Source organism: Lachnospiraceae bacterium GAM79, assembly GCA_020735665.1.
In the GTDB taxonomy this organism is placed as follows: Bacteria; Bacillota; Clostridia; order Lachnospirales; family Lachnospiraceae; genus Coprococcus.
This window is the reverse complement of the sequence record CP085928.1, coordinates 998,968-1,015,469: the sequence shown is the minus strand read 5'-3', so window position 1 is coordinate 1,015,469 and position 16,502 is coordinate 998,968. Positions and strand designations below refer to the sequence as shown.

Annotated in this window: 11 protein-coding genes; all 11 read right to left on the bottom strand. The window is 41.5% G+C overall.

The annotated features are described in order from the left end of the window. Window positions 1–82: 82 nt before the first annotated feature. Window positions 83–1,270, bottom strand: coding sequence for a cysteine desulfurase NifS (gene nifS, locus LK416_04460; protein UEA75438.1), 1,188 nt, complete (start codon window positions 1,268–1,270; stop codon window positions 83–85). A gap of 124 nt (window positions 1,271–1,394) precedes the next feature. Next, a complete protein-coding gene (locus tag LK416_04455) occupies window positions 1,395–2,924 on the bottom strand; it encodes an MATE family efflux transporter (GenBank protein UEA75437.1) in 1,530 nt (509 codons plus the stop codon). Window positions 2,925–3,305: 381 nt separating this feature from the next. Further along, the gene (locus LK416_04450; GenBank protein UEA75436.1) at window positions 3,306–4,367 is read right to left on the bottom strand and encodes an electron transfer flavoprotein subunit alpha/FixB family protein; all 1,062 of its coding nucleotides are present in this window, start codon (window positions 4,365–4,367) and stop codon (window positions 3,306–3,308) included. A 27-nt stretch (window positions 4,368–4,394) separates the two neighbouring features. Then, window positions 4,395–5,180, bottom strand: coding sequence for an electron transfer flavoprotein subunit beta/FixA family protein (locus LK416_04445; protein UEA75435.1), 786 nt, complete (start codon window positions 5,178–5,180; stop codon window positions 4,395–4,397). Between the two features lie 16 nt (window positions 5,181–5,196). After that, window positions 5,197–6,363 (bottom strand): acyl-CoA dehydrogenase, encoded by a 1,167-nt coding sequence (locus tag LK416_04440; GenBank protein ID UEA75434.1) that lies wholly within the window; start codon window positions 6,361–6,363, stop codon window positions 5,197–5,199. 36 nt (window positions 6,364–6,399) lie between these two features. Then, window positions 6,400–7,272, bottom strand: a complete 873-nt coding sequence (locus LK416_04435) for a 3-hydroxybutyryl-CoA dehydrogenase (GenBank protein ID UEA75433.1) — start codon at window positions 7,270–7,272, stop codon at window positions 6,400–6,402. 151 nt (window positions 7,273–7,423) lie between these two features. Beyond that, window positions 7,424–8,215, bottom strand: coding sequence for an enoyl-CoA hydratase/isomerase family protein (locus tag LK416_04430; protein UEA75432.1), 792 nt, complete (start codon window positions 8,213–8,215; stop codon window positions 7,424–7,426). A gap of 49 nt (window positions 8,216–8,264) precedes the next feature. Beyond that, window positions 8,265–9,449, bottom strand: coding sequence for an acetyl-CoA C-acetyltransferase (locus LK416_04425; GenBank protein UEA75431.1), 1,185 nt, complete (start codon window positions 9,447–9,449; stop codon window positions 8,265–8,267). Window positions 9,450–9,666: 217 nt separating this feature from the next. Beyond that, window positions 9,667–11,700: a YgiQ family radical SAM protein gene (locus LK416_04420; protein UEA75430.1), complete on the bottom strand. Its 2,034-nt coding sequence runs from the start codon at window positions 11,698–11,700 to the stop codon at window positions 9,667–9,669. Between the two features lie 17 nt (window positions 11,701–11,717). Continuing rightward, window positions 11,718–12,704: a rod shape-determining protein gene (locus LK416_04415; GenBank protein ID UEA75429.1), complete on the bottom strand. Its 987-nt coding sequence runs from the start codon at window positions 12,702–12,704 to the stop codon at window positions 11,718–11,720. 226 nt (window positions 12,705–12,930) lie between these two features. Next, window positions 12,931–16,467 (bottom strand): hypothetical protein, encoded by a 3,537-nt coding sequence (locus tag LK416_04410; GenBank protein UEA75428.1) that lies wholly within the window; start codon window positions 16,465–16,467, stop codon window positions 12,931–12,933. Window positions 16,468–16,502 lie beyond the last annotated feature (35 nt).

Sequence of the window (16,502 nt, the reverse complement as noted above, 5' to 3'; positions counted from 1 at the left end):
TTGGGGCGTTTTATCTCACGCATTTCACAATTGCATTCTTATATTCACTCCGACCGAATCTGATCTTTCATTTCTAACAATCTTACTGTATATGATTTTTCTTGACAAAATCCTCATATAAAGGTGACATATTCCGAAGATTTGTAATGATCCGTTTCAGATTATCGACAACCATATCCATTTCTTCTTTCGTATTCTCATATCCAAGGGTTAGCCTCAGAGAACCGTGCGCAATCTCATGCGGAAGTCCGATCGCAAGCAACACATGAGAAGGATCAACAGAACCCGATGTGCAGGCAGAGCCACTGGATGCACAGATACCCGCCATGTCTAGCATGATCAGAATGGATTCTCCCTCCACGAACTGAAAGCTGATATTTACATTATTTGGCAGTCGTTTCTTTGAATGTCCATTCAGTCTGGTATACGGGATTTCCTTCAATATCCGTTCGATCAGATAATCTCTGAGCTCCGTCTCCTTTTTCATCCGTTCTTCCATTTCTGCCATTGCGATCTCACACGCTTTTGCAATACCTACGATTCCCGGTACATTTTCTGTACCGGCTCTGCGTCCTCGCTCCTGCTGGCCACCATGAATAAAGCTCTTTAACTTTAAGCCTTTTTTGATATATAAAAAACCAATTCCCTTTGGTCCGTTAAACTTATGTCCGCTCGCACTTAACATATCAATATTCATTTCATCTGCGCGAATCGGGATCTGTCCAAATGCCTGAACTGCATCCGTATGAAACAAAATACCGTGTCTGTGTGCGATCTCTCCGATTTCTTTTATTGGTTCAATCGTTCCAATCTCATTATTTGCAAACATGATCGAGATCAGAAAGGTGTCCGGCCGGATGGCTGCCTCAAGTATATTCAGATCAACCAATCCATTTTCATCTACATCCAGATACGTTACATCATACCCTCTATTCTCCAGATACTTACAGGTATGCAGGATCGCATGATGCTCAATCTTAGTCGTAATGATATGTCCCCCATGTACTCCATAGGCTTCTGCCGTACATTTTAACGCCCAGTTATCGGACTCAGACCCACCTGCCGTAAAATAAATTTCTTCCGGTTTTACACCAAGAACTCCGGCTATCGTCTCTCTTGCCTCTGTCAATTTATTTTTATTATTTGCCGCAAATCCATAAACACTGGACGGATTTCCGAATTTATCTGTAAAATATGGCAGCATTTCTTTTAAAACATCCGGATGAACTGCCGTTGTTGCCGCATGATCAAGATAGACCAAATCACTCATTTCTTTTCCTTCTTTCTGATTCTTTATGTACTATAGCTATATCCTGAACCATCATTTTCTACAGATCATTTATAAATTATTTTGCTATTTTATAGAATATGCTCTTTACTGACAAATGTTCTGCTTATTCCTGTACTACTTTCACCGAATTCTTCAAAGGATCGATAATTTTCTTTTTTGTCTGTAGCGCCATGAAGACCGAAAGAATCACACTGACAACCTCCGCAATCGGGAAAGACAACCATACCAGCTCGAGATTGTGTGTCAATTTTGCAAATGCATAAGCAACCGGAAGCAGCACGATCAACTGTCTGGCTAGAGATACGATCAGACTGTACACACCTTTACCAAGCGCCTGGAACATACCGGAACATACAATACAGATTCCTGCAAACAGGAATGAAATGCTCATTGTTCGAAGTGCCGGAATACCGATCGCCATCATGTCCTCCTGTGCATCGAATACCTTAAGGATCAATCCCGGAATTACCTGCATCGCAGTCAGACACAAAAGCATGAAACAGATCGCAGCCATCATTGTATATTTAACAGCTTTGAGCATTCGATCCGGTTGTTTTGCTCCGTAATTATATGATACGATAGGGATCATACCATTATTCAGACCAAATACCGGCATAAATGCCATACTCTGTACTTTATAAAAAATACCAAACACTGAAACTGCGATCGGTGTAAATGTAAATAAAATACGATTAAATCCATATGTCATAACTGAACCTACCGCAACCATCGCGATTGAAGGAACAGCAATGGACAAAATTCTGCCGATCACATCTCCCTCCGGCCGAAAGCTTTTAAATGATAACTGGATATCCGGATTTTTTTTCAGATTATAATAGATTGCAAGTGATGCCGCAATACACTGTCCGATAACTGTTGCTATTGCCGCACCTGCAGCACCCATTGCCGGAAGTCCGAAATATCCAAAGATCATAATCGGATCAAGTATAATATTAATAACGGCTCCAAGTGCCTGTGTCTTCATTGTGTAAAGCGTCCGTCCTGTTGACTGCAGCATACGTTCAAATGTCATCTGTGCAAAGATACCAAAGGAACAGATACAGCAGATACGTCCATAATCCACTCCATAATCAATGATTTTTGCAACATCCGTCTGACTCTTCATAAATGCATCGATCCCAAATAAACCGATCAATAAGAAAATTGCAAATCCAATAAGTTCCAGAAAGATTCCCTGTCTGGCTGCATCATTTGCTTTTTTCTGATTTTTTTCACCAAGTGACTTGGATATCAATGCATTAAAACCGACACCGAGACCGGAGGTAACTCCGATCATAAGATTCTGTAACGGAAATATTGTCGATACTGCCGTCAGTGCATCCTGATCAAAATGCGATACAAATACACTATCGACTACATTATAAAGTGCCTGTACCAACATTGAAATTACCATCGGAAGTGATACTGATATCAATAACTTCCCCATCGGCATGGTTCCCATCTTATTTTCTCCGGTAGTATTGTTAGTTTTGCTTTCTTCACTTGCATCTGTCATTTTTACATCCATACTGTCGCCTGTCAATTTTGCGTTGTCAACCTCTGTTTTTAACAGTTGCCCTTCCTGACTTAATTCTTCTCGTTTTAATTCTTCCTGTGTTTCATACTTACTCATTTTTCTCATCAACCCTAATCTTCTTTTATCTAACTGTCATTTGTCTTTTTCGCAACAGTATTTATCATACAGCATTGTATTTATTGTTTCAACAGGGAAATCTGTAATAATACACTCTCTTTTGTGCGTAAAAGAACATTCTCATGTTCTTTCATGCCCCATCTCGCCCACCGCACAGCAATATACTCTCTTTCATGCCCCATCTCGCCTGTCGGCTCGATGTCGCCTATTCGCCAAATACAGATATTCATGTAAGTACAGATATGCATGCAAGCATAATATCTGTACTTACATGAATATCTGTGCTTGGCTCATTTACACACAAACTGCCGGGTATAAAACCCGGCAGTCTAAAATGTCCATTTTCAATTATAAACTGAATTACTTGTTAGCAAGCTCAGCCTTGATTGCTTCTGTAAGAGCAGGAACGATCTTGTTCAGATCTCCAACAACACCATAATCAGCTACATCAAAGATAGGAGCATCCTCATCCTTGTTGATAGCGATGATGATATCTGACTCTTCCATACCGGCTACATGCTGGATCGCACCTGAAATACCAATTGCGAAGTATACCTGTGGACGAACTGTCTTACCAGTCTGACCAACCTGAAGCTCCTTTGGCTTCCAGCCTGAATCTACAACTGCACGTGAGCATGATACCTGTCCGCCAAGTACTTCTGCAAGATCATCAAGAAGCTTGAAGTTCTCTGCTGAACCAACACCACGACCACCTGAAACAAGGATCTTAGCGTCCATGATATCTTTGATATCTGAAACAGCCTTTGAGATTTCAAGGATCTCAACATACTTGTTGTTTGGAGTAAATCCAGGATTGTACTCGATCACTTCTGCCTTCTTGCCAGCTACTCTGTCAAGCTTCTGCATAACGCCCGGACGTACTGTTGCCATCTGAGGACGATTATCAGGACATGCGATTGTCGCGATTGTGTTACCACCGAATGCAGGACGTGTCATAAGAAGCTGATTGTGCTTCTGCTCCTGATTTGGAAGTGCAACAAGAGGGAAATCACCGATTTCAAGTAATGTACAGTCTGCTGTAAGACCTGTAGCTACTCTTGCTGATACTGTAGGACCAAGATCACGACCGATAGCTGTAGCACCAACTAAAACGATCTCTGGCTTGTACTCATTGATAACTGAAGCAAGTGCATGTGCATATGGCTCAGTTCTGTATTCTTTTAATTCTGGATCATCAACAACGATAACTCTGTCTGCACCGTACTCTGCAAGTTCGTCTACAAGACCCTTTACGTCGGAACCGATCAGGACTGCTGTAACCTTTTCATTAAGCTTATCTGCAAGTCTCTTTCCTTCACCGATCAATTCAAATGAAATACCACTTAACTTATTATCTACCTGCTGTGCAAAGACAAATACGCCTTTGTAGTTCTTCATATCTTCTGCGTTCATTGCGCCCATTTTATTCACCACTTTTCCTTTACTATATTAGATTACATGCTTATCTTTTAACTTGCCAACAATATAGCTAACTGCTTCATCTGGAGAATCAGGTACAACCTTCTCGCCTGCACCCTTTCTTACCTTATCAGAAGCCTTTGCAATCTTTGTTGGTGAACCTTTCAGACCAAGGTTTGAATCATCAACATCTACAAGATCTGCTCTGCCAAGTGTTGTGATCTCTGCATTAACTGCATCGAAGATTCCACCTGGAGTCATGTATCTAGGCTCATTTAACTCTGAAAGTGCTGTTACAAGGCAAGGCATCTTAGCCTTTAACATATGATATCCATCATCATACTGACGCTTAACGATTACGGAATCTCCGTCGACCTTGATCTCCTGTGCATATGAAATAACCGGAATTCCAAGATGCTCAGCAATCTGTGGTCCAACCTGAGCTGTATCTCCATCGATAGCCTGACGACCTGTAATAATAAGATCATAATCAAGCTTTCTGAGTGCTCCGGCGATTGTTGTTGATGTAGCCCATGTATCAGCTCCACCAAGAACACGATCCGTTACAAGAACGCCCTTGTCAGCGCCCATAGCGATTGCTTCCTGAAGAACATCTGCAGCCTTTGGAAGACCCATTGTAAGAACTGTAACTTCTGCTCCATACTGATCCTTTAATCTAAGTGCAGCTTCAAGACCTGCCTTATCATCAGGGTTCATGATTGTAAGCATTGCTCCTCTGTTTAATGTACCATCTGGGTTAAACTGAACGCCACCCTTTGTATCAGGTACCTGCTTTATACAAACTATAACCTTCACGTTAAGTACCTCCTAATTATTTTAATAAGTTTGCAGAAATAACCATACGCTGAACTTCTGAAGTTCCTTCGTAGATTTCTGTAATCTTAGCATCACGCATCATACGTTCTACATCATACTCTTTGATATAACCATAACCACCGTGTAACTGTACACACTTTGTTGTTACTTCCATAGCTACTTCTGCAGCATACAGCTTAGCCATAGCAGCTTCTACAGAGTATGAAGTCTTGTGATCAGCCTGGTACTGCTCTTTCTTCTTAGCTGCCTTGTATACCAGTAACTTAGCTGCTTCAACCTTTGTTGCAAGATCAGCAAGTACAAACTGAGTATTCTGGAACTGAGCGATTGAACGACCAAACTGCTTTCTTTCCTTAACATAGTCGATTGTGATATCAAGAGCACCCTCAGCAATACCAAGAGCCTGAGCTGCGATACCGATACGACCACCATCAAGTGTATGCATTGCAATACCAAATCCCTTGCCCTTCTGTCCGAGAAGTGCATCCTTAGGAATACGGCAGTCTGTGAAGATAAGTTCATATGTGGATGAACCACAGATACCCATCTTGTTTTCTTTTGTTCCGAATGTAAATCCCGGAGTGCCTTTTTCTACGATAAATGCTGAAATCTCTTTCTGCTTTCTACCACGTTTTTCAATTGTACCTGTAACTGCAATGATAATATATACATCTGCTTCTTTACCATTTGTAATGAAACACTTAGATCCGTTAAGAACCCACTCATCACCATCAAGAACAGCCTTTGTCTGCTGACCCTGTGCATCTGTACCAGCACCCGGCTCTGTAAGACCAAATGCACCAAGCTTTCTACCGGAAGCAAGATCTGGGAGGTACTTAGCTTTCTGATCTGGTGTACCGTATGTCTGGATTGGATCTACACACAGAGATGTATGTGCGGAAACAATAACACCGGTAGTACCACAAACCTTTGAAAGTTCCTCAACACACATAACATATGTTAAAGGATCACAACCCTGTCCACCATCTTCCTTAGAAACAGGTATTCCTAAGAAACCATACTTTGCCATCTTCTCTACTGTCTCTCTAGGGAATCTGTGATTTTCATCAATTTCCTGAGCAAGAGGCTTTACTTCATTCTGCGCAAATTCTCTGAATAAGTTCTGCGCCATTTCATACTTCTTGTCTAAAGCGAAATCCATTCTATTTCTTCCTCCATAAATATATTTATCAGTCAATTACTGAGCATCAACTGGTGTCTTTGTGCGGTCAGCATTGTATACATAGAATCCCTTACCACTCTTAACACCAAGGTTGCCGCCACGTACCATCTTACGAAGTAATGGACATGCACGATACTTGCTGTCGCCTGTCTCGTTATAGAGTACATCCATAATAGCAAGACAGATATCAAGACCAACGAAATCACCTAATTCAAGAGGTCCCATTGGATGATTTGCACCAAGTTTCATAGCTGCATCGATACCAGCGATATCTGACACACCTTCCATCTTGATAAATGCAGCTTCATTGATCATTGGAATCAAGATTCTGTTTACAACAAATCCGGCAGCTTCATTTACCTGTACAGGTGTCTTACCGATCTCTTCTGAGATCTTAACGATCTTATCAACAGTCTCTGCCGGTGTGTTAACACCTGCGATAACTTCGATAAGCTTCATTCTGTCAGCTGGATTGAAGAAGTGCATACCGATCATAGGACGGGTAAGACCATTTCCAATCTCAGTGATGGAAAGTGAAGATGTATTTGATGCAAATACACACTCTGGCTTGCAGATCTTGTCAAGCTCAGAAAATGTTGTCTTCTTAACTTCCATGTTCTCGAAAGCAGCCTCTACGATAAGGTCACAATCTGCGCATAAGTCTTCCTTAATACCCGGAGTGATGCTGGCAAGAATACCATCAACCTTCTCCTGTGTCATCTTTCCTTTTTCAACAAGTCTGGCATAACCTTTAGCGATCTTGTCCTTACCGCCTTCAGCCCATTCCTGCTTAATGTCGCAAAGTGCTACTTCATATCCGTCAACCTGAGCGAATGCCTTAGCAATTCCCTGACCCATGGTTCCTGCACCAATAACGCCAACTTTCATTTTAATATCCTCCTAAAAATTATTTTTAAGCAAACATGAGAAATTCATATACGTTTCGTTTGACATGCTTACTTTGGTATATCAAACATTTAGGATGGTTGATTTCGATTTCAAAATAACCACCCTAAACGTCAATATCAAGATTGTTGATTTATTTATTCTGGAAAGGAACAACCTTTAATTTCTTTTCCTTATCTTTCTCAAGGAAGTTGCCCATTCCTGCCTTCTGATCCTCTGTCTCGAAGCAATCGCCGAATAATTTCTCTTCTACAACGATTGCCTGATCCATATCAACCTGTAATCCATCATTGATTGCTTTCTTACAGTTACGAACTGCGATCGGAGCATTTGCTGCGATGATAGAAGCCATCTTCTTAGCTGCCGGTAATAACTCCTCTAATGGATATACAGCATTTACAAGACCGATTCTGTATGCTTCATCAGCTTTGATATTTCTTGCTGTGTAGATCAGCTGCTTTGCCATTCCTGCACCTACAAGACGGGCAAGTCTCTGGGTTCCGCCAAATCCAGGTGTGATTCCAAGGCCAACTTCAGGCTGACCAAATACTGCGTTCTCAGAACAGATTCTGATATCACAGCTCATGGAGATCTCACATCCACCACCAAGTGCAAATCCATTTACGGCTGCGATTACAGGGATTGGGAATGTCTCGATCATGCGGAATACGTCATTACCCTTTTTACCGAAAGCTTCGCCTTCAGCCTTTGTAAGTGTTGACATCTCTCCGATATCTGCACCTGCTACAAATGATTTCTCTCCTGCACCGGTAAGTACAAGACATCTTGTTGTATTCAGGTCAACAGCTTTGAATGTTGCATCCAGTTCTTCAAGAACTGTGCTGTTTAATGCGTTTAATGCCTTTGGACGATTAATAGTGATAACACCAACAAATCCGTCCTGTTCATATGTTACGAATTCCATCGTTTATCTCCTTATATAGAAATGTAATATGGTTTTTCAGCCGACCGGATTAGTCTTCGATCTTAACAACTGTTGAGCAGCCCATACCACCGCCGATACAAAGTGTAGCAAGACCTGTCTTAGCACCCTTTGCCTGCATCTCATGAAGAAGTGTAACAAGGATACGGCATCCTGAAGCTCCTACCGGATGTCCAAGTGCGATTGCACCACCATTTGGGTTAACCTGCTTGTCAACATCAAATCCAAGATCCTTAGCTACTGCAACTGACTGAGCTGCAAATGCTTCGTTTGCTTCGATGATATCGAAATCTTCAATCTTAAGACCTGTCTTAGCCATTACTTTCTTTGTTGAAGCAACTGGTCCGATACCCATGATAGATGGATCAACACCACCAAGAGCACCTGCTACCCATGTAGCCATTGGCTTAACACCAAGTTCTTTAGCCTTTTCCTCGCTCATAACAACGATAGCTGCTGCACCATCATTGATACCTGAAGCATTACCTGCTGTTACGAAACCATTTGGATTGATAGTTCTGAGTCTTGAAAGTGTCTCAACTGTTGTACCAGGTCTTGGTCCCTCATCCTTCTTGAACTCAACCATCTCTTTTTTCTTCTTAACCATAACTGGAACGATCTCTGCGTCAAATGCACCTGACTCCTGAGCTGCTACAGCCTTCTGCTGGCTCTTTGCTGCAAACTCATCAAGTTCTTCACGAGTAAGTCCCCACTGCTCACAGATGTTATCAGCAGTCTTGATCATATGGTAATCATTGAATGCATCCCAAAGAGCATCATGTACCATTGTATCTACAAGTTTACCATCATTCATTCTGTATCCGAAACGTCCCTGCATTACAGCATATGGAGCCATTGACATGTTTTCCATACCACCTGCTACAACGATATCAGCATCTCCTGCTTCGATCATCTGAGCAGCCATATTTACACAGTTCAGACCTGAACCACAAACAACATTAACTGTAACAGCAGTTGTCTCAATTGGAAGACCAGCTTTGATAGATGCCTGACGTGCAACATTCTGTCCAAGACCTGCCTGGATTACACAACCCATATATACATGATCTACCTGATCTGCAGGAACTCCTGCTCTGTTTAAAGCTTCCTTGATAACGATTGAACCAAGTACCGGAGCTGGTGTTGTGCTTAATGATCCGCCCATAGTACCGATAGCTGTACGGCATGCGCCTGCTAATACAATTTTCTTTGCCATAATAATGAAATCCTCCGTAATTTTTTATAATGTAAGTGTTATATCATGGTACATTTATGCTGTAAACGGCACAATAATGACCATTATTGACATAACAGCACACTTTCTGGCTACATTCTAGCACAAAAGAAAGTACCACGCAACCAAAAATGAAATGCACGCATTAGAAATCATTATTTTTTCATTTCTGGTTATTTTCTTAATTTTATATAAAATATCAGTGTTTTTTCTTTCCTGTTTTCTGTTTTTGATATTTTTTATCATTTTGTCCTGCAGGTTTCCCGGTTCTGCTGTTTCTGTTATCCTGCCCGGATTTATAACTTCCTGAATTTTTACCGGATTTATCCTGTTTTCTATGATTACTGTTCTTGTTATTCTGATTCCGTGTTGCCTGTCCTGACGGATTCTTTTTATGGACATCTTTATATCCCGAAGTATTCCTATCCATCTTTCTCGGAGTGATCAGACAATGTTTTTCGAATCCGATCAGATCTTTCCGTCCTGCCTTTATCAGGGCTTCCTTTACCAAATCATAATTTTCCGGTCTTCTGTACTGGATCAGTGCACGCTGCATTGCTTTCTCATGTGGGTCTCTCGCAACATATACCGGTTCCATCGTACGCGGATCTACTCCTGTGTAATACATACAGGTCGAGATCGTTGATGGTGTCGGATAAAAGTCCTGTACCTGCTCCGGCATATATCCGATATCACGGATATATTCTGCCAACGCTACTGCATCTTTTAACGTAGAGCCTGGATGTGAGGACATAAGATATGGTACTGCATATTGTTTCAATCCATACTGCTCGTTGATCTTCTCATATTTTTTTATAAATGTCTCATATACCTGATTCGATGGCTTACCCATGTACTTTAAGACATTATCTGAAATATGCTCCGGCGCAACCCTTAATTGTCCGCTGATATGATACCGGCAAAGCTCCCGTAAGAAGGTATCATCGTGATCCGCAAGCAGATAGTCAAATCGAATACCGGATCTTACAAATACCTTCTTCACCCCGGGTATCCGTCTTAATTTACGAAGCAGCTCAACATAATCTTTATGACTGGCATTCAGGTTCTGACATGGTTTTGGAAACAGACACTGTTTATTCTGGCATACGCCGTATTTCATCTGTTTTTCACATGCCGGATGTCTGAAATTCGCCGTAGGTCCTCCAACATCATGGATATATCCTTTAAACTCCGGATCTTTCGTCATGCGCTTTGCTTCTTCAATGATCGACTCATGACTTCTGGTCTGAACGATCCTTCCCTGATGAAAAGTTAGTGCACAGAAGCTGCATCCGCCAAAGCATCCACGGTTGCTTGCCAGACTGAACTTCACCTCTGCTATAGCCGGGATTCCCCCATCCTTTTCATACATCGGATGATAGGTGTTCATGTAATCATACCCATATACGTCATCCATCTCCATCTGTGTGAGCGGATATGCCGCAGGATTCTGAACAACATATCCCCGGTTGCCATATCCTTCCACCAGCACTTTTCCGGAATATGGATCTGTATTGATATACTGTGTATAAAAGCTTTCTGCATATTTTAAACGGTCTTCCTGAAGTGCTGCATAATCAGGCAGGATCACCGGAGCTTCTACACCGGACAGATCTTTTGTCTTGTAGACTGTTCCTCTGATAAATGTAATATCCCTGACATCTATTCCGCTGTCTAACGCATCTGCAATCTCGACCATGCTATGTTCACCCATGCCATAGGAAATCAGATCTGCCTGTGAATCGATCAGAATTGAATGCTTTAATTTATTCGACCAGTAATCATAGTGTGCAAGTCTTCTGAGACTTGCTTCAATCCCACCAATAATGATCGGAACATCCTTATACGTTCTACGGATCAGATTGCAATATACCACTGTTGCATAATCCGGTCTCAGCCCCATCTTTCCACCGGGAGAATAGGAATCCATACTTCTATGTTTTTTTGAAACAGTATAATGATTGACCATAGAATCCATATTGCCACCGGAAACCAGAAAACCAAGTCTTGGTCTGCCGAATACATCTATGCTCTTATCATCTTTCCAATCCGGCTGTGGAATCATACAGATCTTATATCCATGTGCTTCCAAAACTCTGCTGATAATTGCCGGACCAAAAGAAGGATGGTCCACATAAGCGTCTCCGGTAATAAACACGAAGTCCGGCTGTTCCCATCCTCTTTCTATCATATCTTTTTTATTCACCGGCAGAAAATTATGTGTATTTGTCATTTTCTTTTCTCTGCTTTCTATGCATCTTCTTTTCTTGCTGCAATATCAACCGACATACCGGCACCAAGTGCAACTGCTTCTAACGCTTTATCCGAAACATACGTATCAATTCCCGTTTTTTCCTTGATCAGCTTATCCATTCCATACATCAGGCTGCCACCACCGGTCAGAACAATCCCATTTACCGATATATCCGCAACCAGCTCCGGCGGAGCCGTCTCAAGTACACCATGAATCGCCGTCAAAATATGAGAAGTTGTATCTGCAAATGCTTCTATTGTCTCATTTGCCGTGATCGTGATCGCCTTTGGAAGTCCCTTGATCAGATCTCTTCCCTTTACAACATAGGTGATGTCCTCCGGTCTCTCATAGACCGATCCTACCGCTATCTTTGCTTTCTCCGCAGTTTGTTCTCCGATCAGAAGATTATACTTTCTTCTGATATATCGGATCATCGATGCATTATAATCATCCCCCGCTGCTTTAATCGAACGGCTCTCTACAGCCCCTCCAAGTGATATAACTGCAATATCTGTTGTTCCTCCTCCGATATCAATGACCATATTTCCTTTGGCTTCCTCTATATCAACTGCTGCACCGATTGCAGCCGCAAGGGGTTCTTCCATAACATAAACACTCTTAGCTCCTGTTCTGTAAACAGCCTCTTCTACAGCTCTCCGCTCCACTTCTGTGACTCCGCTGGGAACACAGACACATATTTTCGGTCTGCCAACCCCGGTTCGTTTCTCCATAGCACTGCGGATAAATGCCTTTAACATCCGCTCTGTAACAATATAATCTGAAACTACTCCTTTTACGAGCGGTCTTACAACTTCGATTGATTCCGGTGTCTTTCCGATCATCTTTTTTGCTTTATTTCCAATCGCAATAATGCGTTTCGAACTTTTCTCATATGCAACAACAGACGGTTGGTTGATGACAACCCCACGACCTTTTACATATACCAACACATTCGATGTCCCCAAATCTATTCCTATATCCATACTATCTTATATCTCCTTTAAGTTTGACAACCATAAGAAACAACTTTCTGCTCGTTTCTTACGTTATCGTACCGGTTGTAAAAATCTCACATAAATACAGACTTTGATAACCGATCTGCGTAAAAAAAGTGCCAAGTTTACAATAATAAATATTATAAACATTGGCACCATTTTTTTCAACCAAAATATAAACTGGAAAATGTTATCCTACGATATTCACTTTTCATTACTTTATATCTGTCTTCATAACTTTCTTTGCTTCAGGATTCCTTGCATCTGCTCGTTCCATCGCTTCGTCTACAGCAGTTAACAACCTGTCAATATTACCAGTCTCCATCGCAAGAAGTAAATTCTTGATATTACCCTCAATACCATCTTCATATTTATACCCTTTTTCAATGATATATTCTTTGGCAATTACAATCATATTCTCTTCTTTAATCTGATCAAAATAAACACGATTGTTAAAGCTTCTTGCCTGTGTCATATTATCTGCAAGCATCTTGCTAAGTGCAACCTTTTCACCGGTAAGAATTATCTTAACATCATTCTTCTCCGAAGAACAAAGATCAACCATCTCTTTGAAACGCTCAGGTGTTATAAGTCCTGCACTCTCAACGATCAGGCATCCGCCTTTCAATTTTGTAACCGCACCGGCAAGCTTACCGCTATTGATTACTTTTGCTCTAACCTTTGCCTTTGCAGGTGATGTACAGAAACCAAGATCATAATAACACTCAGCAAAATCTTCTCCAACCTTTGATGAACCAAATCCATGCAGACCGAGAATAACGAGATTCTTTGAGCGTTTCGGATCCACTTTCATTGTCTGAAGAACATTCACAATCTGTGCGCCCGCAGGATTTACACAAAGATACTTATACAGATACTTTGCTTCCGATGGCAGGGCTTTCTTCATTTCCTGATTAATCTCACTCTGTTCAGCTTCTACAGCGGCTTCATCCGTTGCTTCTAAGGATACATCTATCTTAGATGCTTCTTCTACCTTTCCTGCTTTTAAAAGTTCAACCTGTTTTCTTGCTTCTTCTTCCTTCTTAACAGCTTTTTCAAGAACCTTTGCAGCAGCGGCAGCTCTGCCACTTACTTCTTCCAATTGCTTCTTTGTACTGATTTCTTCTTTCAGAAGAGAATCAAGATCATGCTTCTTTTTATCTTCTGCTTTCTTAACTGCCTCTTCATTTGCAGCTTTTCTGGCAACGACACGTTCTTCCTGTTCAGTCTTCAAACCGGCAATCTTCTGTTTTAGTTCTTCTTCTTTCTTCTTGGCATCATCAAGCAACTTCTGTGCTGTTTTCTCTGCTTCCTTCTGGGCATCAACAGCTTCCCTCTCTGCAGTCATTGCAGCGGACTGAACTTTCTCAAGTTCTGCAGCCTCTCCTGCTGCATATTTTTCTTCTTCATCTGCAAGGAACTTCTCGCGTGCATCCTCTCTGGACTTCTTATCCTTATCCAGTTTCTCTCTTCCATCTGAAGCAGCCTTTTCAGCATTCCGGATCTCTACTTCTTCTTCAATCTTAGCCTTCTCCAGAATTTCTTCTGCTTCTTCCTCTGCATTTTCTGCCTTGGAAAGAAGATCTTCTGCCTCTACTACGGATTTCTTTGCTGCATCAAGTGCCTGCTGTGCTTCAGCCTTTGCTGACTTAAAGGATTCTACATCTTTCTTTGTCGCAACAATATCATCGTTTGTTGTCTTCTTTTCTTTATTGAGTAAATCAATTTCAGACTGGAATTTCTTCTTATCAGCTTCACCCTTTGAAATTCTGGACTCTGCCGCTGCTTTTGCTGTTCTGGCTTCTTCCAGTTTCTTCAACGCTTCAGCTTCTTTTGCTTCTGCTTCTTTTAATGATTTCTTTGCTGAATCAATAGCCTTTGTTGCTGAATCATTGTTATTCGTCGCAGTCTTAAGTTTGCCTTCACTCTCAGCAAGCCTGCTTTCAAGTCCGGCTAATGTCTTTAATGACTCCGACTCCATATCTGTTGTATTCTTAAGGTTAAGAGCTGCTTCTTCCTCCGCCTTCTTGGAATCTGTGAAGATAACACCTGCACGCTGCTTATTCTTTTCTGCATCGTCCATCAGCTTCTTAGCTTTGTCATTCTGTGTCTCTTTCTTCTTCTTGGCAGCATCAATTGCTTTCTTCTTATCTTCCTCTAATTTTACGGAAGCCGTTTCTGCATCCTTGCAAGCCTTTGTATACTCAGCTTCGTGTTTTTCAATATTTGCTTTCTTAGCATCTGCAAGCTTTTTGATCACTTCATCAGCTGCAGCCTGTGCATCATTGATGATTTTCATCTTGATAGTCTCAGGATTGCTCTCCTTTAATACCTTATCTGAATCATCCTTTGCTTTCTTATTAGTATCTTCTATCTCTTTATTGATAGCTTTTACTTTTGTTTCAAGCTCTGCATTTTCTTTTGCTAAGAGTTTCTCATCAGCCTTCTTCTTTGCATCGAATTCTGCCTTCATCTTATCTTCATAAGCGGCTTTTTTCTTTGCACATTCTTCAAGCTGTGATTTCAGTTCTTTTTCTTCTTTTTCAGAATCTGCAATCGTCTTCTTGGCTGTTTCAACGACATTCTTTGCATCCTGAGCCTTACGTTCAGCAAGTTCGATAGCCTGTTTTTTCTTGGTCTCGGCTTCAACCTTTGCCTTTTCAGCCGCAGCCTTCTTACGTGCCTCTTCTGCTTTCTTTTTGGACTCTTCCTCTGCTGCTTTACGTTTAGCTTCTTCTGCAGCTTTTTTCTTAGCTTCTTCTTCAGCTTTTTTCTTAGCTTCTTCCTCTGCCTTCTTCTTAGCTTCTTCTTCTGCCTTTATACGTGCAGCTTCTTCTTCGCTGGTTTCATCAATATTGGAGAGGTTCTCAATACCGGCTCCAAGGAAGTCTTCATCTTCATCGTCATCATCTATATCATACATAGATGAAACATCCGCGTCATCTTTGTTTCTGTCAGGTAAAATACTGAAAAGATCACCATTATTGTCATTTCCTTTTTTAGTCTTAACCTCTTTCACCTTAACATTCTTGCCCGGTGTCCATTCAGCATCATCTGAAACAACAGATGTCATATCATCTTCGTCAAATCGTTCTGCTTCATCAGATAACGTTGTCTTATCTTTACCTTTTATCTTATTCGGTTCAAGGGAAGCATTCATATTCAAAGTCGAACCAAGACCGCCTCCTGTCGCACCCGGTTTTCCTGAAAGGCCTTCTCCTGAAGGTGCACTACCAAGTCCACCAAGTCCGCCGGCTCCTTCTCCAAGGCCACCGCCAAGTCCGCCGAGACCGCCATAGCCTTCTCCAAGGCCACCACCAAGTCCGCCGAGGCCACCACCAAGTCCCTCATCGGCAATACCACCGAGGTTAAGACTGATCTTTGGCATTTCCTGCTTTTCATTCTTTTTCTCTGTTTTAGCTTCACTCTCTGCCTCTATATTATTTGTATCCGGCTTTTCAGCTTCAGCTTCTTTGTTCTCTGTCTCTTCAGGCTCATCCTCATGAACAATACCTAATGCTTCTTCTCTCTTACGACGCTTCTTCTCCTCAATTCGCGCAAGTTCTTCAGCAGACAAAGTCTTGTATTGGCTCTTGCTTCCACTATCTGAAGTTTTCTTTTTATTGCTGCTCTTATTCTTCAAAGCCTGTTCTTCTTCAAGTCTTTTCTGCTTTGCAGCTTCAGCAGCCCTTTCTTTTTCAAGCTGTGCTTTAATCGCAGCAATCATAGCTTCTGTTTGATCTATAGCCAATTTGTACGCCTCCTTCCACATTATCAAATAAAAAA